General features: G+C 62.9%; 25 protein-coding genes. 12 read left to right on the top strand and 13 right to left on the bottom strand.

Going from position 1 to position 21,768, the window contains the following annotated elements; genetic code table 11:
• Positions 1-48 precede the first annotated feature (48 nt).
• The 8 genes from K420_RS0117150 to K420_RS0117115 all read left to right on the top strand — a co-directional run bounded on the left by K420_RS0117150 (position 49) and on the right by K420_RS0117115 (position 7,846).
• Positions 49-693, top strand: coding sequence for a DedA family protein (locus K420_RS0117150; RefSeq protein ID WP_027459131.1), 645 nt, complete (start codon positions 49-51; stop codon positions 691-693).
• Entirely contained in the window at positions 693-1,400 is a 708-nt protein-coding gene (locus K420_RS0117145) for a hypothetical protein (protein WP_027459130.1), read from the top strand. The genes K420_RS0117150 and K420_RS0117145 overlap by 1 nt, the downstream gene beginning before the upstream one ends.
• Positions 1,397-2,044 carry a phosphoribosylglycinamide formyltransferase gene (gene purN, locus K420_RS0117140; RefSeq protein WP_027459129.1) on the top strand — a complete coding sequence of 216 codons (648 nt, stop codon included), beginning with the start codon at positions 1,397-1,399 and terminating at the stop codon, positions 2,042-2,044. Before K420_RS0117145 ends, purN begins: the two co-directional genes overlap by 4 nt.
• Positions 2,045-2,050: 6 nt before the next feature.
• Entirely contained in the window at positions 2,051-3,052 is a 1,002-nt protein-coding gene (locus tag K420_RS0117135) for a DUF3108 domain-containing protein (protein WP_027459128.1), read from the top strand.
• Complete coding sequence (locus K420_RS0117130; RefSeq protein WP_027459127.1) at positions 3,049-4,311, top strand: RsmB/NOP family class I SAM-dependent RNA methyltransferase; 1,263 nt, start codon at positions 3,049-3,051, stop codon at positions 4,309-4,311. The genes K420_RS0117135 and K420_RS0117130 overlap by 4 nt, the downstream gene beginning before the upstream one ends.
• The gene (locus tag K420_RS0117125) at positions 4,308-5,567 is read left to right on the top strand and encodes a mechanosensitive ion channel family protein (RefSeq protein ID WP_027459126.1); all 1,260 of its coding nucleotides are present in this window, start codon (positions 4,308-4,310) and stop codon (positions 5,565-5,567) included. The genes K420_RS0117130 and K420_RS0117125 overlap by 4 nt, the downstream gene beginning before the upstream one ends.
• 182 nt (positions 5,568-5,749) lie before the next feature.
• Positions 5,750-6,613, top strand: a complete 864-nt coding sequence (locus tag K420_RS0117120; RefSeq protein ID WP_027459125.1) for a TonB-dependent receptor plug domain-containing protein — start codon at positions 5,750-5,752, stop codon at positions 6,611-6,613.
• Between the two features lie 18 nt (positions 6,614-6,631).
• Positions 6,632-7,846 (top strand): TonB-dependent receptor plug domain-containing protein, encoded by a 1,215-nt coding sequence (locus K420_RS0117115; protein WP_157275144.1) that lies wholly within the window; start codon positions 6,632-6,634, stop codon positions 7,844-7,846.
• A 93-nt stretch (positions 7,847-7,939) separates the two neighbouring features.
• Here K420_RS0117115 and K420_RS0117110 read toward each other — a convergent pair whose 3' ends face one another.
• The 4 genes from K420_RS0117110 to K420_RS0117095 all read right to left on the bottom strand — a co-directional run bounded on the left by K420_RS0117110 (position 7,940) and on the right by K420_RS0117095 (position 10,501).
• Complete coding sequence (locus K420_RS0117110; protein ID WP_027459123.1) at positions 7,940-8,119, bottom strand: hypothetical protein; 180 nt, start codon at positions 8,117-8,119, stop codon at positions 7,940-7,942.
• Positions 8,119-8,268, bottom strand: coding sequence for a hypothetical protein (locus tag K420_RS20660; protein ID WP_157275143.1), 150 nt, complete (start codon positions 8,266-8,268; stop codon positions 8,119-8,121). Before K420_RS20660 ends, K420_RS0117110 begins: the two co-directional genes overlap by 1 nt.
• A 105-nt stretch (positions 8,269-8,373) precedes the next feature.
• Complete coding sequence (locus tag K420_RS0117100; protein ID WP_027459122.1) at positions 8,374-9,810, bottom strand: ATP-binding protein; 1,437 nt, start codon at positions 9,808-9,810, stop codon at positions 8,374-8,376.
• Positions 9,797-10,501 carry a winged helix-turn-helix domain-containing protein gene (locus tag K420_RS0117095; RefSeq protein WP_027459121.1) on the bottom strand — a complete coding sequence of 235 codons (705 nt, stop codon included), beginning with the start codon at positions 10,499-10,501 and terminating at the stop codon, positions 9,797-9,799. Before K420_RS0117095 ends, K420_RS0117100 begins: the two co-directional genes overlap by 14 nt.
• Positions 10,502-10,586: 85 nt before the next feature.
• Between K420_RS0117095 and K420_RS0117090 the strand changes: the two genes are divergently transcribed.
• Positions 10,587-11,084, top strand: coding sequence for a disulfide bond formation protein B (locus tag K420_RS0117090; protein ID WP_027459120.1), 498 nt, complete (start codon positions 10,587-10,589; stop codon positions 11,082-11,084).
• 64 nt (positions 11,085-11,148) lie between these two features.
• On the opposite strand, the gene rpmG is transcribed toward K420_RS0117090, so the two are convergent.
• The 3 genes from rpmG to radC form a co-directional block, all read right to left on the bottom strand.
• Positions 11,149-11,316 (bottom strand): 50S ribosomal protein L33, encoded by a 168-nt coding sequence (gene rpmG / locus K420_RS0117085; protein WP_011288870.1) that lies wholly within the window; start codon positions 11,314-11,316, stop codon positions 11,149-11,151.
• Between the two features lie 18 nt (positions 11,317-11,334).
• On the bottom strand, positions 11,335-11,568 hold the full coding sequence (gene rpmB, locus K420_RS0117080; RefSeq protein ID WP_027459119.1) for a 50S ribosomal protein L28: 234 nt from the start codon (positions 11,566-11,568) through the stop codon (positions 11,335-11,337).
• Positions 11,569-11,649: 81 nt separating this feature from the next.
• Positions 11,650-12,330, bottom strand: a complete 681-nt coding sequence (radC, locus tag K420_RS0117075) for a RadC family protein (protein WP_027459118.1) — start codon at positions 12,328-12,330, stop codon at positions 11,650-11,652.
• Between the two features lie 53 nt (positions 12,331-12,383).
• Between radC and coaBC the strand changes: the two genes are divergently transcribed.
• Genes coaBC through K420_RS0117060 form a run of 3 tightly spaced genes read left to right on the top strand, consistent with a single transcriptional unit; the run spans position 12,384 to position 14,628 of the window.
• The gene (coaBC, locus tag K420_RS0117070; protein ID WP_027459117.1) at positions 12,384-13,577 is read left to right on the top strand and encodes a bifunctional phosphopantothenoylcysteine decarboxylase/phosphopantothenate--cysteine ligase CoaBC; all 1,194 of its coding nucleotides are present in this window, start codon (positions 12,384-12,386) and stop codon (positions 13,575-13,577) included.
• On the top strand, positions 13,577-14,026 hold the full coding sequence (dut, locus tag K420_RS0117065) for a dUTP diphosphatase (RefSeq protein ID WP_027459116.1): 450 nt from the start codon (positions 13,577-13,579) through the stop codon (positions 14,024-14,026). Before coaBC ends, dut begins: the two co-directional genes overlap by 1 nt.
• Positions 14,023-14,628 carry a c-type cytochrome gene (locus K420_RS0117060; RefSeq protein WP_035854973.1) on the top strand — a complete coding sequence of 202 codons (606 nt, stop codon included), beginning with the start codon at positions 14,023-14,025 and terminating at the stop codon, positions 14,626-14,628. The genes dut and K420_RS0117060 overlap by 4 nt, the downstream gene beginning before the upstream one ends.
• On the opposite strand, the gene K420_RS0117055 is transcribed toward K420_RS0117060, so the two are convergent.
• From K420_RS0117055 to aceK, 6 genes are all read right to left on the bottom strand, one after another.
• On the bottom strand, positions 14,629-15,732 hold the full coding sequence (locus K420_RS0117055) for a YeeE/YedE family protein (RefSeq protein WP_027459114.1): 1,104 nt from the start codon (positions 15,730-15,732) through the stop codon (positions 14,629-14,631).
• 22 nt (positions 15,733-15,754) lie between these two features.
• Positions 15,755-16,978 (bottom strand): methyl-accepting chemotaxis protein, encoded by a 1,224-nt coding sequence (locus tag K420_RS0117050; RefSeq protein WP_027459113.1) that lies wholly within the window; start codon positions 16,976-16,978, stop codon positions 15,755-15,757.
• Positions 16,979-17,052: 74 nt separating this feature from the next.
• On the bottom strand, positions 17,053-18,423 hold the full coding sequence (locus K420_RS0117045; RefSeq protein WP_027459112.1) for an NAD(P)(+) transhydrogenase (Re/Si-specific) subunit beta: 1,371 nt from the start codon (positions 18,421-18,423) through the stop codon (positions 17,053-17,055).
• Between the two features lie 2 nt (positions 18,424-18,425).
• Positions 18,426-18,707 (bottom strand): NAD(P) transhydrogenase subunit alpha, encoded by a 282-nt coding sequence (locus K420_RS0117040; protein WP_198293878.1) that lies wholly within the window; start codon positions 18,705-18,707, stop codon positions 18,426-18,428.
• Positions 18,707-19,834 (bottom strand): NAD(P) transhydrogenase subunit alpha, encoded by a 1,128-nt coding sequence (locus K420_RS0117035; RefSeq protein WP_027459110.1) that lies wholly within the window; start codon positions 19,832-19,834, stop codon positions 18,707-18,709. Before K420_RS0117035 ends, K420_RS0117040 begins: the two co-directional genes overlap by 1 nt.
• 161 nt (positions 19,835-19,995) lie before the next feature.
• A complete protein-coding gene (gene aceK / locus K420_RS0117030; protein WP_027459109.1) occupies positions 19,996-21,768 on the bottom strand; it encodes a bifunctional isocitrate dehydrogenase kinase/phosphatase in 1,773 nt (590 codons plus the stop codon).

The following is a 21,768-nucleotide window of genomic DNA, read 5'->3' as shown; positions in this document are numbered from 1 at the left end:
GCCGCCGACTGGGGTAAAATGCCCGGGTTTTCAGCCCCTTAGGCGCACATGGAACTGCTTGCCCAATTCATCGACATCGTCCTCCACCTCGACAAGCATCTGGCGATCCTCGTCCAGCAGTACGGCTTGTGGATCTACGGCATCCTCTTCTTCATCATTTTTGCCGAGACGGGTTTTGTGATCTTTCCCTTCCTGCCTGGCGATTCGCTGCTCTTCGTGGCCGGTGCGCTGGCCGCACTGGGCGAGGGCGGCATGAATATCTGGACATTGATCGGCGTCCTGCTTGCCGCCGCCGTGCTCGGCAACATGGTCAACTACCAGATCGGTCGCCTGCTCGGGCCGAAGGTCTTCCATTGGGAAAACTCCCGCTTCTTCAACAAGGCGGCGCTGCAAAAGACGCATGCCTTCTATGAAAAGCACGGCGGCAAGACGCTGGTCATCTCGCGCTTCCTGCCGTTGTTCCGCACCTTTGCCCCCTTCGTTGCCGGCATCGGCGCCATGTCCTACGCCAAGTTCCTGCTTTTCAATCTGGTCGGCGCTGCCGCCTGGGTCGTTTCGCTGTGCCTGGCCGGTTTCTGGCTGGGCAACATGCCGTGGGTCAAGCAGAACCTGTCAGTGCTCATCGTCGGCATCATCGTCGTTTCGCTGATCCCGGTCGCCGTGGGTTACGTCAAGCACAGGGCGGCCGCCTGATGCGTGGCCTGGCCGTCCTCCTCGCCCTGGTCCTGGCGGCGGCCTGCTCCACCAAGCTGGGCAAGGATGGACGAACCGACACCACGGTCGACGTGAAATACCTGGCTAAGACCGAGGTCGACCGCATCGCCGATACCAATCGGGCCGAGGTGGTCGATGGCTTGCTGCTCATTGCCGACAAGCTCTACAGGCGCAACCCGAAGGAATGGAAGAAGGCCGGCCTGGCCAGCCGCGAAGCCGCCGTCGAGCGGCTGCGCAATCGCCAGTATCAGCGCTGGCCGGAGATGAATGGCCTGCGCGAGGGGCCGGCAGCGGCGCTGGCGTTCAACGAGGCCTACGCCGGCGACCGCGTGGCGGCGCTGGTTTTTGGCTTGCTGACCATGGTCGATGCGGCGTTCGAGCACAAACAGGAGTTCTACGTGCTCGACAGCCTGAACGAGGTCAAACTGTTCAATTCGGCGCGCAACATGGATGTCGCGATCTGGAAGCTCGGCCACGACCGCAATGCCGCTGGCGAGTTGTTCCTGCTTTCCAACGAGCTCGACCCTGGCAACCGCAACCTCTCCTTCGAGCGCGAGTTCGGCCGCGTCATGGGCCTGCTCGACTTCATGGCCAAGATCGTCGCCGATCGCAATGGCCGTGGCCTTTCCCGGCTGACCCATACGGTCGCCAGCACCCTCTTCTTACCGGTGAGTTTTTTGAAATGAAGAATATCGTCATCCTGATTTCCGGCCGTGGCAGCAACATGGAGGCACTGATCGCCGCCCGCGATGCCGGCAATCTGCCCGTCAACATCGCCGCCGTGATCAGTAACCGGCCCGATGCGGCAGGGCTGGAGACAGCCGCCAAGGCCGGCATCGTCACGCATTACATCGACCACAAGGCCTTTGCCGGGCGCGAGGCCTTCGATGCCGCCCTGGCCGAGTGCATCGACGGCTTTGCGCCGGATCTGGTCGTGCTGGCCGGTTTCATGCGCATCCTCAGCGAAGGTTTCGTCCGCCATTACGCAGGGCGCCTGATGAACATCCACCCCTCGCTGCTGCCTTCCTTCCCCGGCCTGCACACGCACCAGCGGGCGCTCGACGAGGGGGTGCGCATCCACGGCTGCACCGTGCATTTCGTCACGCCGAGCCTCGATCATGGGCCGGTCATCATCCAGGCCGCCGTGCCGGTGCTCGACAGCGACGACGAAGCCAGCCTGGCTGCCCGTGTCCTGCGCCAGGAGCACCGGGTCTATCCGCAGGCCGTCCGCTGGTTCGCCGAGGGCAAGCTGACGCTGGACAACGGCCGGGTCAGGCTGGCTGCCGATCTGGTGTCCGACAGCGCCTTCATCTCCCCGGTCCTGCGCTGAGCGCCGATGCCCATCGCCATCGTCCTGGCGCTGGCGGCTTCGCTGGGCATCCATGCGGCGGCATTGTTCGGGCCGGATGTCGAACTGTTCGGCGGCGGTACGGAGGAGCCGGTTATGCTGCGTGCCGATTTGCAGCCGCCGCCCACCACACCGCCGGTTGAGTCCCCCCGGCAAGTCGTACGCGATGCGGCCAAAGCAAAGCCTGCCGCCAAGGCCGGGAGCAGGGCGCCCGTGGCGCACCGCCCGCTCCACTCGGCCGTCGCAACGGATCAGCCGTCGTCGGTTGTGCCGGCCGCCGCCGAAGCAGACCAATCGGCTGCTGCGGAAGGCCCGGTCGCTACGGCCCCGCCTGCTCCTCCGCCGGAGCCGGCCAAGCCCCACTTGCCGGCCCGCGGCGTCATCCGCTTTGCCATCTTGATGGGCACCCAGGGCTTCCAGATCGGACGTGCCGAGCATCGCTGGGAATTCAGCGAGGATGGCCGCTACCACCTCTACGGCATGACCGAAACGAGTGGCCTGGTCGCCCTCTTCAAGTCCGTCCGTTTCGAGAACGAGAGCACGGGGCGCCTGATCGCCGGTGGCCTGCAGCCCGAGCAGTATCGGACGCGCAAGAATGGCCGGGATGCCAACGAAAATGCCGATTTCGACTGGCCGGCCACCCAGGTCACGCTGTCGCGCGACGGTCAGGTACGACCGATAGCGCCGGGCACGCAGGATGTCCTGTCGCTCAACTACCATCTCGCCTATCTGCCCAAGCCAGAAGAGGGCGCCTCGATCGGCGTCGTCACCGGCAAGAAGTACGAGCGCTACGCCCTCGATTCGCTCGGCGAGGAGGCGCTGGAGACGCCGGCCGGCCATTTCCGCACCCTGCACTTGCGGGCGATGACCGACAGCGTGACCGAAATCTGGCTTGCCCTCGATCATCATCGCCTGCCGGTTAAAATACGGTTCACCGACAAGAAAGGCGACATTTACGAGCAGATCGCCACCGAATTAGGAACTCCATGAAAGCCCGTTTCACCCCCGCCCTGTTTGCCCATGCCGAGGCCGTTCTTGGCCAGTTGCTGCGCTTCGATCACCCGGCTGACGCCGTTGTTTCCCGCTATTTCCGCGAGCATCGCCAGTTGGGCCATGCCGACCGGGCGTTCGTCGCCGAAACGGTGTTCGCCGTGCTGCGGCGCGGGCGCAGCATCGAAGCCCGTTGTGCCGGGCAGTTGTCCGACCGTCGCCGCCTGCTCGCCACGCTGGCCGTTGTCCGGGGCTGGAGCCAGCGCGAACTGGCACCGGTGCTCAAAGCGAATGAGGAAGGCTGGCTGGCCGAGGTCAAGGCCATGTCGGATGCCGACTGGCCGGCTGCCGTGCGCTGCGACCTGCCGGATTGGTTGTATGAACGGTTGGCAGTGCAATTCGGCGCCGACGAGGTGCCGGCGCTGGCCCGGGCGATGAACCAGTCGGCTCCTCTCGACCTGCGCGTCAATACCCTGAAAACCGACCGCGATACCTTGCTCGCCAAGCTCGCCGCCGACGATATCGCGGCACAACCGGGCGCCTTGTCGCCGCTCGCCGTTCGCCTGCGCGACAAGCCGGCGCTGGCCAAGCACCCGCTTTTCCTCGACGGCGCTTTCGAAGTGCAGGACGAGGGCAGCCAGTTGCTCGGCTTCCTGCTCGAACCGAAGCGCGGCGAGATGGTCGTCGACTTCTGCGCCGGGGCCGGCGGCAAGACCCTGCTGCTCGGCGCCCTGATGCGCAATACCGGCCGCCTCTATGCCTTCGACGTGTCCGACAAGCGCCTGGCCAACCTGAAGCCGCGCCTGGCCCGCTCCGGCCTGTCCAACGTCCATCCGGCCCGCATCGAGCACGAGCGCGACCAGAAGATCAAGCGCCTGGCCGGCAAGGCCGACCGCGTGCTGGTCGACGCGCCGTGCTCCGGCCTCGGCACGCTGCGCCGCAATCCGGACCTCAAATGGCGGCAGGATGAAAAATCGATCGCCGAGTTGACCGTCAAGCAGGCATCCATCCTTGATGCGGCGTCGACGCTGGTGCGCCCCGGCGGTCGCCTGGTCTACGCCACCTGCAGCCTGCTGGCCGAAGAGAACGACGCCATCGTTGCCGCCTTCCTCGAAAAACACCCTGATTTCAGTCTGTTGCCGGCCAACGGCATCCTCGGCAAGCAGAGTATCGCCTGCGATGGTGATGTGCTGCGCCTGCTGCCACACAAGCACAACACCGACGGCTTCTTTGCCGCTGCAATGGAGCGCAAGGCATGAGCGAGAAAAGCCAGGCCCTGCGCCTGATCAACAATCTGCTGGCCGACATTCGCGAGCCGGATTTCATCTGGCAGGTGGCCGCCTTGATCGTCTGCATCGGCACGGCGCTGCTCATCGCCCGCTGGTGGCGCAGCCGCCATGCCGAAGGTTCGGGGCGCCTGAACGATGCCAGTGCCCGCCTGGCCTTTCCGCTGACCGGCATGGTGCTGACGGGGATCGCGATTACCGTGCTCGACAACTTCCAGCACACCCATCTGCTCAAGCTGGCCATGCCGCTGCTTGGCTCGATGGCGCTGGTCCGCGGCGTCATCTTCGTGCTGCGCCAGGCTTTCCCGAAAGCAACCTGGCTGACCGCCTGGGAGCGCATCATCGCCACCCTGGTCTGGGGCTGGCTGGCGCTCTACATCACCGATCTGGCGCCTTATGTTATCGACGCCATGGAAAGGGTGCAGTTCCACATCGGCAAGCAGCACATCGACTTGTGGACGGTGTTGCGCGGCATCGTCACCGTCTTCCTGACCGTCGTCTTCGCGCTGTGGATCGCCGGCGTCGTCGAGGCCAGGCTGATGCGCATCCAGACCCTCGACGCCAATCTGCGCATCGTTGGCGTGCGTGTCGCCAAGGCCGTGTTGACCGTCGTCGCCATCCTGGCCAGCCTGGCGCTGGTCGGTATCGACATGACCGCGCTGTCGGTGTTCACCGGCGCCCTTGGCGTCGGCCTCGGCTTCGGTCTGCAGAAGATCGCCAGCAACTACGTTTCCGGCTTCATCATCCTGCTCGACCGCTCGATCCGTATCGGCAACATCGTCCAGGTCGGCAGCGACGTCGGCGAGGTAACGCAGATCACGACGCGCTACACCGTGCTCCGACATCCCGGCGGCACCGAGTTCATCGTGCCCAACGAAACCCTGATTGGCACCACGGTGCAGAACCAGACCTATTCCAATTCGCAGATCCGCCTGGCGACCAGCGTTGGTGTCGCCTACGACAGCGACCTCGAACTGGCCGGCCGATTGATGGTCGAGGCTGCCAAGGCCCATCCGCGGGTGCTTGCTGAACCCGCTCCCAAGTTTTTCCTGACCCAGTTCGCCGACAGTGCGATCAATCTCGAGCTCGGTTTCTGGATCAACGACCCGGAAGAGGGCAAGGGCAACATCGTCTCCGACATCAATTTCGCCATCTGGCGCGCCTTCAAGGAAAACGGCATTTCGATTCCCTTCCCGCAGCGCGAAGTGCGCGTGCTGAGCGGCATATAGCCTTGTCATTTTCGGCGTTGGCCTCGTTTTTACCCTAGTTTTTCAGGGATCAAATCTTGTTAAGATCGGGGCCGGCCACTGACCAAAATTCAAGTGATTCCAGGGGGGCTGGAGTCTGCGCAGTGCCGGCCCGACGGATGGATGCCGTGAATATCAAGACTGGTCCTGTTTCCCGATTTTGCTTGCGCTTGTCCCTCGTTGCTCTGGGCACGCTGACGGCTTTCGCGACCCGGGCCGAAGAGAACATCTTCTTCTCCAGCCTGCCGCTCGTCGCCTCAGTCAGTCGGTTACCGCAGCAACTATCCGAAACGCCAGCCTCGGTCACCATCATCGATCAGGAAATGATCCGCGCTTCCGGCATGCGGACAGTCGAGGATCTGCTGCGCCTGGTGCCTGGTTTCCAGGTCACTTCGCACAATCAGGATCCGGCCAACGTGGTTTATCACGGCCTGAATACCGGCCTCTCCGGCGATGAGTACGGTTCCCGAGTACAGGTGCTGGTCGATGGGCGCTCGCAGTACTCGCCGCTGTTCAAATCCGGGGTGAACTGGAATCTCCTGCCGGTCGCTCTGGAAAACATCGAGCGCATTGAAGTCATTCGTGGCTCGAATACCGTTTCATACGGTTCCAACGCTTTCATGGGCGTAGTCAACATCATCACGATGGACCCCGCCTTGACCAAGGGTTGGCAGGTTTCCGCCAACCACGGCAATAACGGTATCCGCGATGAAATGGTGCGCTGGGGTGAGAGCATCGGCGACGCCAACGTCCGGCTGACCTACCGCTCCCTTCAGGATGACGGTTTCCAGAGGGCCTCCTACGACGATTGGAAAACAGCGACCTATTCCCCAGACAATCGCCAATCCCAGTTGTTTGATCTGCGTGTCGACCTGCCCCTCTCCGAGCGGGACGACTTGCAACTGACCGGAACATTCGCGCGGGATTTGTCGCAATTCGGTCGGCCGGTACCCACGACGTCGGACCCACTCCGTAATCTGGAGCAGTCATCGACGGCACTGGGCGTACAGTGGCGTCGCGTGTTGTAGACCACCGATGAACTCCGCTTGCGCTATAACTACACGGAAGACTGGGCGTATGGCCGTTACTGGCGGCAGCAGAACATCACCACGGTTTCCGGCGCTTCGGCGCCCGTGCGATTCTCCTACGACCCGGGGGGGCGTTCGATGCTGCACGAGGCCGAACTGGAACATCGTTTGTCTCTTTCCGCGTCGACCCGAGCCGTCTGGGGTTTGGGGGCCAAGTTCACCGAAGTGACTTCTTATGGGCAATTCTCGACGTCGGGATGGCGCGAGCGCTTTGCCTATCGTGGTTTTGGCAACCTGGAATATCGCCCTTTCCAGTCGTTGTTGCTCAATGCCGGTGCGAGCCTGGAGCATGACAGCGTGGTTGGCTGGATGTTCGACCCGCGCCTGAGCGTGAGCTATCACGTCCTGCCCGGTCATACCGTGCGTTTCGGCATGTCGCGCGCCCACCGGAACCCCAGCTTGTATGAAACTTCGGGGCGTTTCGAGCGGCGCGACAGCGTTACCGGCTTGCTGGATATCGCCTATCTGGCGCAAGGTGTGGAACCGGAACGCATCGACATGGTTGAAGTCGGCTATTTGGCCGAACTCAAGCATTACCGGGCCAGTCTCGATGTGCGGCTGTTCAGCGAGAGGGTTCCCAATTACATCCAGATACTGCCGCTACCTCTGCCAGCCTCGACGCCGGATCAACAGGACAGCATGACAACGCGGCAAAATGCCAGCTTGAACTACGCAACCTATATCTATGGTCGTGCCGATGGGGCGGCAAATCTGGAGAAGGTTCGGATCAAGGGGTATGAATACCAGTTGCAGTGGCGACCATTCGAAACGACCCGGCTGATCTACGGGAATGCACTGATTACGATCGAGGCCGATTTCACCGATAGCTCGCGGGTTGCGGACGATTTCAGCAACGTGCCGAAGATTGCTAACCAGACTCGCGACTCCGCCCCGGCCCATTCCCAATCCGCAATGCTGATTCAGAAATTGCCTTTTGACGTGACCGCGTCGGTCATGTATTTCCGCGCCTCGCCGATGCGTTGGCGGCGAAATGGCGAACCGATTCAGGCCAGCGAACGTTTCGACTGGCGGCTTGGCAAAAGTTTCCACATCGGAGGCGCCCGGGGCGAATTGGCCTACACCGTGCAAATGGCCAATGAATCGCAAGAGGGACGCCAGTGGTTGCGTATCGCCGACAAGGTGCACTGGTTGACCTTGCGCCTGAGTTATTGAGTTTTCCCTCATGCGCCAAAAAAAACCCCGCCACGCGGGCGGGGTAACAGGGAGGTCTCGAATCGGGGGAAATTCGAGAGGAGGGTAAGCGGTTCAGCCCTTGTTGCGGTGTTTCAACAAGGCGCGGGCGATGGCGATGATGCCGCCGGCGGCGACTGCGGCAATGGCTGCCTTGAGCGGTTCGGCCTGGCCTTCGGCGAGCCAGTCGTAACCGGTGATTCCGACAAAGACGCCGATCGATTCGCTGATCGGCAGGTTGTCCGCAAAGGCCATCAGCGATCCTGACGGACGGGAATGGTGGCCAGGGCGGGTTGGGCGGGGGCCAGTCCGAACAGGTACTGGCGGGCGGCTTCGATAAATTGCTTGATGTTCATTTTGATCATTTCCTCGTCGTCCTCTTGATGGGCTTTGTTATCTGACATGCCTTGCATTCTACGGAGGCAACCCCGGGTCGTCTGTTGCGGCCGCGTTGCGCAGCAGTAACGGGTTTTGATCTTGTGTGACGCTGTGTAACCGGCGAAGAAGCCCTATTGGTGGGCCTTCCAGCTTAGCGTGAGGCGGGCACCGCCGAGCGGCGAGGCGTCGGCTGTCGCCGTGCCGCCGTGCAGTTCGAGGACGCGCCGGGCAATCGCCAGACCGAGCCCGTAGCCGCCGGTCGAGCGGTCACGCGAGCGGTCGAGGCGGGTGAAGGCCGAGAAGATGTGCTCGCGTTCCTCGGGCGGAATGCCGATACCGTCATCGTCGACATGGATATGGATGTCGTTGCCGACCAGCTCGGCGTTGACCGAGATGCGCTGGCTGGCGTACTTGAAGGCGTTGCGCAGCAGGTTGCGCAGGGCGTAGGGCATGGCCTTGCGGTCGAGGTCGACGCAGATATTCTCGGGCAGCCGGCTGGTGTCGACCGTGACTTCCAGTCGGCGGCCAAGCAGGCGGACGGAATCGACTTCGTCGGCCAGCCATTCGGCGAATTTGACGCTGGAGAAATGTGCCTCCGGTGCTTCGCGCTCGAAGCGGGCATAGGTCAGGCTGGTGTCGATCAACTGGTCGAGTTCGTCGAGGTCGGCTTCCATCATCGCCCATAGCCGTTCGCGTTCCGCATGCTCGTCGGTTTCGCTCAGCATTTCGAGGGCGAAACGCATGCGGGCGATCGGGGTTCGCAGCTCGTGCGAAATGCCGCAGGAGAGTTCGCGATGGGTGGCCAGCAATTGCCGGATGCGTTCGGCCATGCTGTTCATCGTGTCCGACAGCGGGGCGAACAGCTGGGTTCGGGCGCTCGGCGTGTGGGTGTCGAAATGGCCGTCGCCCAGGTCGCGGGCTGTTTGACGCAGGGCTTCCAGGTCGCGCCAGATCGGGCGGATCCAGAACCACAGCGCGATGGCGAAGATGACGCCGATCAGGCTCCAGGTGAGCAGCCGCAGGCGCAGTTCGAGCGGCATGCGGTCGGTCAGTTCCGGGTTGCGGTTGGAGGCCAGCGGGCCGACGACGAGAACCTGGCTGGAGGTGCCGAGGCGGTGGTACATGATGTCGCCGTCGTGGTCGATGGCGATGTCACCGGCGTCCAGCTTGGTGACCTGGGATGGGGTCAGGGTGCGGTCGAGCGTGATGCGTTCGACGATACCCAGCTTGTAGGAGAACTTCTCGTCGATGTCCTTGATCCGCTTCTGCCATTCCCGGCGGGGATGGCGGAACAATTCGTCTTCGATCAGGGTGATCGTGCCGCGCATGAAGCGGCGTGCGTAGTCGTCCGTGATACCGCGCTGGGCAGTCGAGATGACAAAGTCGGCAGTGAAGGCAATGGCCACGAAGGAGCCCATGGCCAGCAGATAGAAGTTGAAGAACAGCCGTGACAGGCTGTAGCGGCTGCCCCGCCAGCGCGGTAGCGAAACCCGGAACAGTGAGCGCGCCAGGCCCTGGTTCTGTTCCTTCTGCGGGCTGCGGTCGGCCGGTGTTTCAGTTCCAGTCATGCTTGCTGAACAAATAACCCTTGCCGCGCACGGTCTTGATCCGGGTCGGGTTCTCCGGGTCATCGTTCAGCTTCTTGCGCAAGCGGGAAATCCGGGCGTCGATCGAGCGGTCAAGGCCGTCGAAGCCGATGCCGCGCAATTCCTGCAGCAGGTCGTCGCGCGACAGTACGTTGCCGGCGTGCGAGGCGAGCAGCCAGAGCAAGTCGAATTCGGCGGTCGTCAGGTCGATGCTCTGGCTGGCAAGGGAGGCCGTACGTGTTGCCTGGCTGATCCGGAACTGGCCGAAGACCATGGTGTCGGCTTCGCCGGCCGGGGTCTCGCCGGGGCTGGGCAGGCGGCGCAGCAGGGCCTTGATGCGGGCGAGCAGGACGCGCGGCTGCACCGGTTTGGCGATGTAGTCGTCGGCACCCATCTCGAGGCCGAGAATCTGGTCGAAGTCCTCGTCGCGGGCGGTCAGCATCAGGATCACGCCGCGATACTGGGGACGTATGGCGCGGCAGACCTCGAAACCATCCTTGCCGGGCAACATCACGTCAAGGATCACCAGATCGGGCTGTTCGGCCAGGATACGGGTCTCGGCAACGTCGCCGCGCGGTTCGACGGAAACCTGCAGGTCGTTCTTGGAGAGGTACTCGGCCGTCAGTTCGGCCAGCCGTTCGTCGTCTTCGACAAGGAGGATGCGTGTGTTCATCCGGCAATCTTAACGGTCGGCCGAACGACGGTCCAGCCTGGCGATGCCGTAAAATGCAGGCTGCTCACTATTCAGGATGTTGCCGATGATTTGGTCGAATGTTCCCGTCCGGGCCTGGTTTGTCACACTGGGTGCAGGTTGCTTCGGGCTGGTCGTCTTTGGTGTGGAATTGCAGAACATGTTGCGCCTGGCGCCTTGTCCGTTGTGCATTTTCCAGCGCTTGCTCTATATCCTGATCGGCTGCATCGGACTGCTCGGCTTTGCCTTGCCGGCCGGCCGCCTGCTGTGGTGTGCCCTGTCCGTCGTGCTGGGTGGGGTGGGTTTCGGCGTTGCGGCCTACCAGACCTGGATGCAGGCCTACCCTCATCTGGCGCCCGAGTGCAGCTTTACCGACCCGAATATATTCGAGCGCATCGTCGACTGGCTGGGCATGCAGATGCCTTCCCTGTTCCTCGCCACCGGCTTCTGCACCAGCCGGGAATGGGAGTTTCTCGGCCTGTCGATGGCCAACTGGTCGCTGGTGATCTACGCCGGTATTGTCGTTTACGCCGTTCTGCTCTTCCGGCGCAGGGAAATGGCCTGAGAAGAGGCCAGAAAAAACAAAACCCGCCGAAAGGCGGGTTTGTCGAATGCCGGAGTGAGCTGAATTACTTCAGCTTGACTTCCTTGTAAGCGACGTGCTTACGGGCCTTCGGATCGTACTTCATGAACTCCAGCTTCTCAGGCGTCGTGCGCTTGTTCTTGGAAGTGGTGTAGAAGTGTCCGGTGCCAGCCGTGGATTCCAGCTTGATCTTTTCGCGACCGCCTTTAGCCATTTTTCGTATCCTTCCTTATTAGACTTCGCCGCGGGCACGCAGATCGGCTAGAACGGCTTCGATGCCCTTCTTGTCGATGATGCGCAGACCGGCGTTGGAAACGCGCAGACGCACGAAGCGGTTTTCAGTTTCAACCCAGAAACGACGATACTGCAGGTTCGGCAGGAAGCGGCGCTTCGTTTTGTTATTGGCGTGGGAAACGTTGTTCCCAACCATCGGGGCTTTACCCGTGACTTGGCAGACTCGCGCCATGATGGTGCTCCAGAATTCGCTAGAAGAAAGCCCGTGATTATAACCAAAAGTCCTGAATGGGATCAAGGGGTTTCTGCATTTTCACAGCAGGCCGCGCTCGGCGAAGGAGAGCGGCGTGGCGGTGCCGGCGACGATGAAATGGTCCAGCACCTTGACGTCGACCAGGGCCAGCGCTTCCTTCAATGAGTGGGTCAGCATTTCGTCGGCGCGCGACGGTTCGGCCAGGCCGCTCGGGTGGTTGTGCGCCAGGATGACGGCGGCCGCATTATGAGAGAGTGCCGACTTGACCACTTCGCGCGGGTAGACGGAAGTCTGGGTCAGGCTGCCGGTGAACAGTTCCTCGGCCTTCAATAAATGATTCTGCGCATCCAGCCAGAGCGCCATGAATACTTCCTGCGGCCGATGGGCCAGTTTCAGGCGCAGCCAGTCGCGTACCTTGCCGGGCGAGGTGAAGTTGTCGCGGGTGGCCATTTCCTGGCTCAGGGCACGGCGGGCCAGTTCGAAGCTGGCCTTCAGTTGGGCCGCCTTGGCCAGGCCGATGCCGGACACGCTGGCCATCTCGTCGAGCGAGGCTTCAACCAGTTGGCCGAGACGACCGTCGAAGCGGTGCAGCAGGTCGCGGGCGAGATCGACGGCACTCTTGCCCCTGACACCCACTCTCAAATAGATGGCCAGCAATTCGGCGTCGGAGAGGGCGGCCGGGCCGTGGGCCAGCAGCCGTTCGCGGGGTCGTTCGCCTTCCGGCCAGTCAGTGATCGCCATTTTCGTACCAAGCGTAGATAGAATGTGCGGAGTCCAATTTTACATTTAAGACAATGGAATTAAAGGGAAAGCGTATCGTCCTCGGTGTAACCGGCGGCATCGCGGCTTACAAGGCGGCCGAGCTGGTTCGCCTGCTTGGCAAGCAGGGCGCCGACGTACAGGTGGCGATGACCGAAGGGGCGACGCATTTCGTTACGGCGACGACCTTCCAGGCGCTGTCCGGCAAGCCGGTCTATCTCGACCAGTGGGATGCGCGGATGCCGAACGCCATGGCGCATATCGACCTCAGCCGGCAGGCCGATCTGATCATCGTTGCCCCGGCCTCGGCCGATTTCCTGGCCCGCATCGCGCACGGCATGGCCGATGATCTGCTGGCGACCATGGTGCTGGCCCGCGATTGCCCCCTGCTGGTGGCGCCGGCGATGAATCGCCAGATGTGGGAAAACCCGGCGACCCGGCGTAACGTCGCGCAATTGGCCGTCGACGGGGTGGGCATCCTCGGCCCGGCGAGCGGCGAGCAGGCCTGCGGCGAAGTGGGCGCTGGCCGCATGCTGGAGCCGGAGGAGATCGTCGAGGCGGTGATCGCCTTTTTCGCCCCCAAAGTGCTGGCTGGCCGCAAGCTGCTGATGACGGCCGGCCCGACCTTCGAGGCCATCGATCCGGTGCGCGGCATTACCAACCTGTCGTCCGGTCGCATGGGCTACGCCGTGGCGCGGGCAGCGCAGCAGGCCGGTGCCGAGGTGACGCTGGTCTCCGGGCCGGTCGGTTTGGCTGCGCCGCAGGGAGTCGAGCGGGTCAAGGTACAGAGCGCCCTGGACATGCACGCTGCCGTGATGGCGCGGGCCGCCGAGGCCGACATCTTCATCGGTGTGGCGGCGGTGGCGGATTACCGCGTCGCCAACGCCGCCGAGCACAAGCTGAAGAAGGATAGCGGCGGCATCCCGCCCATCGAACTGGTCGAGAACCCCGATATCCTGGCTGAGGTCGCGGCCTTGAAGGATGGCCCGTTCTGCGTTGGCTTCGCCGCCGAGAGCCAGAATCTCGAAGCCTACGCCCAGACCAAGCGGCGCAAGAAGAATATTCCGCTGATCGCCGGCAACCTGATCCAGGACGGTTTTGGCGGCGACGACAACCGCCTGGTGCTGTTCGACGATGCGGGAACGCATCCCTTGGCACCGGCGCCCAAATCCGTGCTCGCCCGGCAACTGGTCGAGCACATTGCTCAATTGCTGACAGGAAAAGACTGATGCACCAGATCGACGTCAAGATTCTCGACAACCGCCTGCGCGAAAGCCCGCCGCACTATGCCACGCCCGGTTCAGCCGGCCTCGACTTGCGGGCCTGTGTCACCGCGCCACTCCATGTCGAGCCGGGCCAGACCACCCTGGTGCCGACCGGCATGGCCATCCACCTGGCCGATCCCGGCCTGGCGGCGATGATCCTGCCGCGTTCCGGCCTGGGTCACAAGCATGGCATCGTGCTCGGCAACCTGGTCGGCCTGATCGACAGCGATTACCAGGGCGAGTTGATGGTGTCGGTGTGGAATCGCAGCCAGACAGCATTCACGATCAATCCGCTCGATCGTATCGCGCAGTTGGTCATCGTGCCGGTGCTGCAGGTGGGCTTCAACATTGTCGACGATTTTGACGCCAGCCATCGGGGTGACGGCGGTTTCGGCAGTACGGGCAAGGCATGATGCGCCGCCTTCTTGCCGGATTCGCCTTGGCCGCCAGTTGGTTTGCCACCCCAGCAGTGGCTGACGAGGCCCTGTTGCAGCGCGGCGAGGAAATGGTGATGGGCAAATGCTTTCTTTGCCATGGGGCGACCGGCGACAGCTCCAGCCCCTTGTACCCCAAACTGGCCGGCCAGAACGAGGCTTACCTGCTCAAGCAGTTGCGCAACTTCAAGACTGGCGAGCGGGAAAGCAGCGATATGCGCAAGATCGTCGCCGACATGGACGAGAATGACATGCGCGCCGTGGCGCACTATTTCAGCCGGCAGCAACCATCGCAGGGCAAATCGGCCTATGGCGACATGCGGGCAGTCGGCGAGCGGCTCTATACGCAGGGCAACCCGGAGACCGGCTTGCAGCCCTGTCGCGACTGCCATGGCGACAAGGGGGCCGGTTCGGATACCCTGCCGCGTATCGCCGGGCAGCACACGCTGTATATCGAGACCCAGTTGAACCTTTTCGAAGAGCGCAAGCGCACCAACGACAACGCCCAGATGCAGGATATCGCCAAGCGGCTGTCGATCGACGAGGCGCGCGCCGTCGCCGAGTACCTGCGCGGCTTGTGATCAGGGCTGGGTATCTGGCGTTTTGAGCGGATCGCTCAGCGTCGGCTGACTACGCTCAGGATGGTCGATCAGCCGGTCGGTCAGTCCGGCGCCGAGCCACATGCCGATCAGTGACAGCCAGGCGGTCAGTGCGAAGATGGCGGCACCCGAAACGCCGGCACCGACCGCGCAGCCTCCGGCCAGCATGCCGCCGAAACCCATGCAGATGGCGCCGGCAATGTAGCGGCGCATGCTGTGGCCGTCCCGGAATCCCTCCAGCTTCAGTTCCCGGCCCCACAGGGCGGCGATGAAGGAGCCCAGCACGACCCCGGGAACCAGGCCGATATCGAAATCCCAGGGGCGGTCCGGGGCGGAGAGCACCAGCATCAGCACGTCGGCGGAAGGGCCGGTAAAACTCAAGCTTTGCACCGGCACGATAGTGTCGAAGGCTTCGCGACCGACGCGGTAGGTGGCCAGCCAGGCGAAGGCAATCATCAGGCCGGTGCCGATGCCGCCCAGCCATTCGCGATGCGGTAGACGGCTGCGCCGCGTGAAATGAAGGGCGGCGGCCAGCCAAAGCAGGCCGAACAGCAGGCCACCGAAATGGCCGACATGGGCGGTGGCCAGCAGGTCGCGGCCGGCTCCTCCCGCGATGGTCCATAGCCCGGACAGCCATTGCCGCAGCGGGGCCAGCGAACCACTCAGCGAGGCCTGGGCGGTGACGGCGAAGATCAACCCGGTGAGCAGGGCACGCAGATTGCCGTTGGCGGCCAGTACGAGCATGCGCGAGGAGCAGCCACGAGCCAGGATCATGCCGATGCCGAAAAGCACACCGCCGAGCAGGGCGCCCGACAGGCTGCCGGTGGCCGCCAGTTGCCGGGCCTGCGAGACATCGAGCCAACCGAGGGCAATGAAGGTCTGGGTCGCGATGATGGCGGCGGAAAAGGCGCAAAGCCAGATGGCTTGGCGAGCGCTGCCCTGACGGTTCCAGAATTCGACGACGGCCGAGCGCAGGCAGAAGCGGGAACGTTGGGCGAAGAAGCCGAACAGGGTGCCGATCAGCAGCCCGGCAAGGGTGATCGTGGCGTTTTCACCGAGGAGGTCGAGCAGTTGGCCGAGGTCCATGTTCGGTCACGGGCGATAGCTGTCAGAACAGCTCGATTTCCCCGTCGCTGGCCGCCTTGGCGTTGCTGGCCGCATTGCTGGACTGGATGGCGTCGCTCTTGACGTGCGAGCTGACCAGCAGGTCGACGAGCTTCTGGCTGCGTTTCTTGAAGCGTTGCAGGCCGTCGGCTTCATCGTCATGGTGCAGGGCCAGGAAGGCATTCATATATTCGCCGACGTTGTTGGCGCGCTGGGTGATGCGATCCATCATCTGCGTCACGATGTCCTCGAACTGCATCGCCATCACGCCTTCCTGAGTCAGGCTGTGCATCTGCTCGGTGACGGCGGTGATGTGGCGGGAATGCTCGCGGGCCTTGCCGGTCAGTTCGATCAGCTCACTACCGAGTTCATGCAGCGTGGCACGCGATTTCTCGGCGATGCTCATGTCGATGCTGGTCGCTTCCGTAATGCGCGCCCCGACGTTTTCCAGCGAGTTCAGGATGTCGCTCAGGCCGTTGCGGATGTCTATGTTGAATTCGCCGGTACGGGCCGCCAGGTTGCGTACCTCGTCGGCAACGACGGCGAACCCGCGGCCGGCTTCGCCCGCCCGGGCGGCTTCGATGGCGGCGTTGAGGGCGAGCAGGTCGGTCTGCTTGGTGATGCCGGCGATATCGTTGAGGGATCCGGTGATGCGTGTCACCTGGCCCTGCATCTGCTCGAAGCTGCTGGCGATACCCTGGCTGGTCGATTGCAGTTGCGTCATCTTGGCGACGAACTCGCCGATCAGCGCGTTGGTCTCGTCGAAGAAGCGTTGCAGGCTGATTTGCTCCTGATCAGCGCTGCCGCCGGATTCGGTCATTTGCAACATCTGGTCGATCAGCGAGGCGAGTACCTGACGTTGGTTGGATGATTGCGATTCGAGGCCAGTCAGACTGCCGGAGATGCGATTGACCGAGGCACGGATGACCTCCTGGGCTTCATGCATTTCCTGCTCCAGCGAGGCAAACTGGAGCTGTGCGTGGGCCATCGCATCGTCGGAAAGCACGTGGTACTCGGACATCACGGCATTCAGGTTGTTGACGTAGTCTGCCTGACGAGCTTTCCAGCGGCGGCGTTCGCGTACCGAAAGCAGCGTTGCGGCGAGCAGCAGGGCGGTCGTGCCGAGGAAGGCGTGGGTCGTCACCGGCCCAACGGCCATTGACCACAGCCACAAGCCTAGGCTGGCGGCGGCGGTCAACCGGATCAGCAGATCATCGATGCGTTTCATGCCGGGGGTCCGTTTAGGGTAAACCCCGGCATTGTACCGGCTTTGGTATTTCTGTCGAATATGACAGGGGTGTATCAGCCCATCGTTTTGAGATGCTGGATGATCTCGCCGGTCATCGGCTGCGCATCGCCATACAGCATGCGGCAGTTGTCAGTGTAGAACAGCGCGTTCTCGACGCCGGAGTAGCCGGTGCCCTTGCCGCGCTTGATCACGATGACGTTCTGCGCCTGGTCGGCGTTGAGGATGGGCATGCCGTAGATCGGGCTGGCCTTGTCGGTACGTGCCGATGGATTGACCACGTCGTTGGCACCGATGATCAGCGCCACGTCGGCCTGGCCGAACTCACCATTGATTTCCTCCAGATCGAAAATCTTGTCGTACGGCACGCCGGCCTCGGCCAGCAACACGTTCATGTGGCCCGGCATGCGGCCAGCCACCGGGTGGATGGCGAACTTTACCTCGACGCCGGCTTCCTCCAGGATCTCAGTCATTTCCCACACCTTGTGCTGGGCATGGGCCACCGCCATGCCGTAGCCCGGCACGATAATGACCTTGCTGGCGTAGCGCATCATCGCCGCCGCATCGATGGCGCCGACTTCCTTCATCGAGCCGCTGATCGCCTCGCCCCCACCGCTGGCCACCAGCGGGGTGAACAGGATGTTGGAGAGCGGCCGGTTCATCGCCTTGGCCATCAACTGGGTGAGCAGCGTACCGGCCGCGCCAACGACGATGCCGGCAATGATCAGCGCCGGGTTGCCGAGCACGTAGCCCTCGAAGCCGACGGCCAGGCCGGTGAAGGCGTTGAACAGCGAGATGACCACCGGCATGTCGGCACCGCCGATGGGCAGCGTGACGATCAGGCCGAGAATCAGCGAGACGGCAAAAAAGAATAGGATCAGTTCCGGTTGGGCCGGGGCCATGACCACCATCGCCGCACCGAGGCCGACCGCATTGAGTGCCAACAGGACGTTGACCGCATTCTGCGCCGGCAGCCGGATGGCTTTTTTCAGCACCCCCTGCAACTTGGCCCAGGCAACGCAGGAGCCGGTGAAGGACACCGCGCCGATCAACGCCCCCAGGACCGCCAGTATCGTGGTCACGGTACTGTGCGCATCGCCCCGGGCGAACTCGATGGCGGCAATCGCCGCCGCCGCGCCGCCGCCCATGCCGTTGTAGATGGCGACCATCTGCGGCATGTCGGTCATCTTGACCTTCTGGCCGGAGATCCAGGCGGCCGCGCCGCCGACGGCGAGGGCCACGGCCATCAGGGCCAGGTTCTTCAGGCCGGGAATCAGGAAGGTGGCGGCGATGGCGATCAGCATGCCGTAGCCGGCGATGACGATGCCTTTGCGGGCGCTGGCCGGCGAACTCATGCCTTTCAGGCCGAAGATGAACAGCGCGGCCCCGGCAAACCAGGCGCCTTGAACGTAAATGGGGAGCGTCATGTTCAGGCCTCCTTCTTCTTGAACATGCCGAGCATGCGCTCGGTCACCACGTAGCCGCCGGCCGCGTTGGCGGCGCCCAGCGCCACGGCGAAGAAGCCGATGGCCTGTTCGATGACGGTGTCGGCGTTACCCAGTGCGATCATGGAACCGACCACGACGACGCCGTGGATGAAGTTGGAACCCGACATCAGCGGGGTGTGCAGGATGACCGGCACCTTGGCGATGATCTCGTAGCCGGTGAAGGCGGCGAGCATGAAGATGTACAACGCGAGCAGGCCGTCCATCAGGCTTCTCCCAGAACGTGTTTGACCGTGGCGTGGACCGTCGCGCCGTCCTTGCACAGCACGGTGCCGGCGAGCACTTCGTCGGTCCAGTCGAAATTCAGCTGGCCGTCCTTGATCCACGGCGACAGGAAGTTGTAGACGTTCTTGGCGTACAACTCCGAGGCGTGGGTCGGCATGCGCGACGGCAGGTTGAGCGGGCCGTGGATGTTCACATCGTTGGCGATGACGTGCTCGCCCGGCTGCGTCAGTTCGCAGTTGCCGCCGGATTCGGCAGCCATGTCGACGATGATGGCGCCGTACTTCATGCGGCCGACCATGTCGCGGGTGATGATCACCGGCGCCTTCTTGCCCGGGATCGCCGCGGTGGTGATCACCACGTCGGCGGCAGCGACGGCCTTGGCCAGCTTCTCGGCCTGGGCGGCCTTTTCCTCGGCGGTCAGTTCGCGGGCGTAGCCGCCGGTGCCATCGGCCGAAACACCGGTATCGACGAACTTGGCGCCGAGCGATTCGATTTGTTCACGAGCAGCGGCGCGGACGTCGTAGGCCTCGACCATGGCGCCGAGACGCTTGCAGGTGGCGATGGCTTGCAGGCCGGCGACGCCGGCACCAATGACCAGCACGCGGGCCGGGCGGATGGTGCCGGCGGCGGTGGTGAGCATCGGGAAGAACTTGGTGCACCGGGCGGCAGCGATCAGGCCGCACTGGTAGCCGGCGCAGGCGCCCTGGCTGGACAGGGCGTCCATGCTCTGGGCGCGCGAGATGCGCGGCAGCAGTTCGAGGGCGAAGGCGGTGATCCGGCGGGCATTGAGGGCAGCCAGGCGTTCGCGGCTTTCGTAGGGCTTGAGCAGGCCGATCAGCACCGATCCTTCGGGAAGGGCGGCAATTTCGGCCAGCGTCGGCGGGGTGACGCGCAGGACCAGGTCGGCGCCGGCATAGGCAGTCGTCAAGCCGGGGACGAATTCGACCCCGGTGTAATCCGGGTCGAGGAAGTGACTGCTGGTACCGGCACTCTGCTCCATGCGGAGCCGGGTACCGAGCGCGGCAAATTTCTTGGCTGTCTCGGGTGAGAGGGCGGTTCGGTTTTCACCGTCCGCACTCTCCCGGGCAACCGCCAGGGTAAGCGACATGGGGTTCTCCTTGAGGTTTTGAAAAGCGGATCCTTGGCGCATTGATGACGCAGTTGCTGCGGGCATGGGTCATCGTTGAATTCATGTTGTTGCGTCAAGGACACGTGGGTTGGCGTGACGGGCGGAGCAGGCTCCCCTGTTGTCAGGGTCTCGGTCATTCCTCATTGATCAGGCAGGGGAATGTTCGCGAAGCGCAGTTCCTGCGGGTAGGGGAAGAAATCCTCGACGTGGCCGCTGCGGATCTTTGCCTGGGCCTCCTGCCAGAATGTCGGGGACAGCAGATCCTTGTGGTGCTTGAGGAAGAGCTTGCGCACCATGGGCGAGCCCAGCAGGAAGGTGGCGAACTCCTCGGGAAAGACGTCGCCGCGATGGACCGGGTACCAGACCTCGCCCGACATCTCCGTTTCGAAATCCGGCGCCGGCGGAATCTTGCGGAAGTGGATGTCGGTCATGTATTCGATTTCGTCGTAATCGTAGAAGACGACGCGGCCGAAGCGGGTGATGCCGAAGTTCTTCCACAGCATGTCGCCCGGGAAGATGTTGGCCTGTGCCAGCTCCCGGATGGCGCTGCCGTACTCCTTGATGGCGTGCTCCAGCCCCTCGACGTTGTTGCTCTTGTCCATGCGATCGAGGTGGATGTTGAGCGGCTCCATGCGCCGTTCGATATACAGGTGCTTGATGATCAGCTGGTCGCCGTCGATCTCGAATTTGGAGGGAGCGAGCCGGCGCAGTTCGTCGAGTACCTCGTCGTCGAAGCGCTTGAGGGGGAACATCACGTTGGAGAATTCCAGCGTGTCGGCCATGCGTCCGACGCGGTCGACCTGCTTGACCATCATGAACTTGCGCTTGACCGTCGCCTGATCCATCTCCTTCGAACTGCCGAAGACGTCCTTGATGATCTTGAAGACGTACGGATAGGAGGGCAGCGTGAAGACCAGCATGACCAGGCCGCGAATGCCGGGGGCCATGATGAACTGGTCTTCCGAGTGGTGCAGGTGGTAGATGAAATCGCGGAAGAACATCGTTTTGCCCTGCTTGCCGAGGCCGAGCATGATGTAGATCTCGGAGCGCGGCTTGGCCGGCATGATCGAGCGCAGGAACTGCACGTAGCCGGACGGTACTTCCATGTCCACCATGAAATAGGCGCGCGACAGCGAGAAGAGCAGGCCGATGCGCCAGGCGTCGAGCAGGATGGTGTCGACATACAGCTGACCGGCATCGTCGTGCAGCACGGGGATGGCGAAAGGGTATTCGCTCGCCCCGTTGATCGCTTTGCCGATGATGTAGGCCGCCTTGTTCCGGTAGAACGCCGAGGCCAGCACCTGGATCTGGAAATTGACCTCGCGGCGCGGCATGCCGTTCAGGAAACGGTGCACCGCGTGGTAGATGTGCTCGATGTCGCGTTCCAGATCGGCAAAGGGACGCTGCCAGGTGAAATCGGCAATGATTTCATGGATTGCGCCGCGCAGGCCTTCCTCCTTGGCGTAGTAGCTGCGGTAAGTCTGGGTATCGTCACCTTCGAGGTTTTCAGTCGAAATGGTCGGGCGGACGAAGATGAAATCGTTGTGGAAATAATTGCGGTGCAGGATCTTGGTCGTTACCGAATTGAAGAAGGTCTCGGCCAGTTCCGGTTGCTTGTGGTTGAGCAGCAGCCCGATGTAGAGCAGCTTGATCTGCTGCCAGGTGGCATCGTCGATCGATGCGGCATCGAACTCGTGGCGCAGGCGCTCGACACATTCGTCGACCCGGTCATCGTAGAAGCGGATGCGCTCCTTGACAGCCTTGTGCACACCCAGCCAGTCGGCCGCTTCGAAGCGGGTTTTGGCCTCACGGCTGGTCTGCCGGAACAGCGTGTAGTGCTTGTTGAACCCCTGGATCATGGCCAGGGCGATCTGGTGGGCATTGGTGCCGTAGAGGCCGACGGATATTTTCAT

Source organism: Dechloromonas agitata is5, from assembly GCF_000519045.1.
GTDB lineage: Bacteria > Pseudomonadota > Gammaproteobacteria > Burkholderiales > Rhodocyclaceae > Azonexus > Azonexus agitatus.
The sequence above is the reverse complement of the archived record's forward strand: the minus strand, read 5'-3'. Positions and strand labels throughout refer to the sequence as shown.

Excerpts from the sequence above, each read along its gene's own strand:
- K420_RS20660 (WP_157275143.1), bottom strand. The coding sequence starts at position 8,268 with ATGTCAGATAACAAAGCCCATCAAGAGGACGACGAGGAAATGATCAAA.
- dut (WP_027459116.1), top strand. The coding sequence starts at position 13,577 with ATGCACCAGATCGACGTCAAGATTCTCGACAACCGCCTGCGCGAAAGC.
- K420_RS0117050 (WP_027459113.1), bottom strand. The coding sequence starts at position 16,978 with ATGAAACGCATCGATGATCTGCTGATCCGGTTGACCGCCGCCGCCAGC.
- rpmG (WP_011288870.1), bottom strand. The coding sequence starts at position 11,316 with ATGGCTAAAGGCGGTCGCGAAAAGATCAAGCTGGAATCCACGGCTGGC.
- purN (WP_027459129.1), top strand. The coding sequence starts at position 1,397 with ATGAAGAATATCGTCATCCTGATTTCCGGCCGTGGCAGCAACATGGAG.
- rpmB (WP_027459119.1), bottom strand. The coding sequence starts at position 11,568 with ATGGCGCGAGTCTGCCAAGTCACGGGTAAAGCCCCGATGGTTGGGAAC.
- aceK (WP_027459109.1), bottom strand. The coding sequence starts at position 21,768 with ATGAAAATATCCGTCGGCCTCTACGGCACCAATGCCCACCAGATCGCC.
- K420_RS0117110 (WP_027459123.1), bottom strand. The coding sequence starts at position 8,119 with ATGGCCTTTGCGGACAACCTGCCGATCAGCGAATCGATCGGCGTCTTT.
- K420_RS0117055 (WP_027459114.1), bottom strand. The coding sequence starts at position 15,732 with ATGGACCTCGGCCAACTGCTCGACCTCCTCGGTGAAAACGCCACGATC.
- radC (WP_027459118.1), bottom strand. The coding sequence starts at position 12,330 with ATGGCGATCACTGACTGGCCGGAAGGCGAACGACCCCGCGAACGGCTG.
- K420_RS0117145 (WP_027459130.1), top strand. The coding sequence starts at position 693 with ATGCGTGGCCTGGCCGTCCTCCTCGCCCTGGTCCTGGCGGCGGCCTGC.
- K420_RS0117040 (WP_198293878.1), bottom strand. The coding sequence starts at position 18,707 with ATGGACGGCCTGCTCGCGTTGTACATCTTCATGCTCGCCGCCTTCACC.
- K420_RS0117090 (WP_027459120.1), top strand. The coding sequence starts at position 10,587 with ATGATTTGGTCGAATGTTCCCGTCCGGGCCTGGTTTGTCACACTGGGT.
- K420_RS0117060 (WP_035854973.1), top strand. The coding sequence starts at position 14,023 with ATGATGCGCCGCCTTCTTGCCGGATTCGCCTTGGCCGCCAGTTGGTTT.
- K420_RS0117135 (WP_027459128.1), top strand. The coding sequence starts at position 2,051 with ATGCCCATCGCCATCGTCCTGGCGCTGGCGGCTTCGCTGGGCATCCAT.
- K420_RS0117150 (WP_027459131.1), top strand. The coding sequence starts at position 49 with ATGGAACTGCTTGCCCAATTCATCGACATCGTCCTCCACCTCGACAAG.
- K420_RS0117045 (WP_027459112.1), bottom strand. The coding sequence starts at position 18,423 with ATGACGCTCCCCATTTACGTTCAAGGCGCCTGGTTTGCCGGGGCCGCG.
- K420_RS0117095 (WP_027459121.1), bottom strand. The coding sequence starts at position 10,501 with ATGAACACACGCATCCTCCTTGTCGAAGACGACGAACGGCTGGCCGAA.
- K420_RS0117130 (WP_027459127.1), top strand. The coding sequence starts at position 3,049 with ATGAAAGCCCGTTTCACCCCCGCCCTGTTTGCCCATGCCGAGGCCGTT.
- K420_RS0117100 (WP_027459122.1), bottom strand. The coding sequence starts at position 9,810 with ATGACTGGAACTGAAACACCGGCCGACCGCAGCCCGCAGAAGGAACAG.
- coaBC (WP_027459117.1), top strand. The coding sequence starts at position 12,384 with ATGGAATTAAAGGGAAAGCGTATCGTCCTCGGTGTAACCGGCGGCATC.
- K420_RS0117125 (WP_027459126.1), top strand. The coding sequence starts at position 4,308 with ATGAGCGAGAAAAGCCAGGCCCTGCGCCTGATCAACAATCTGCTGGCC.
- K420_RS0117035 (WP_027459110.1), bottom strand. The coding sequence starts at position 19,834 with ATGTCGCTTACCCTGGCGGTTGCCCGGGAGAGTGCGGACGGTGAAAAC.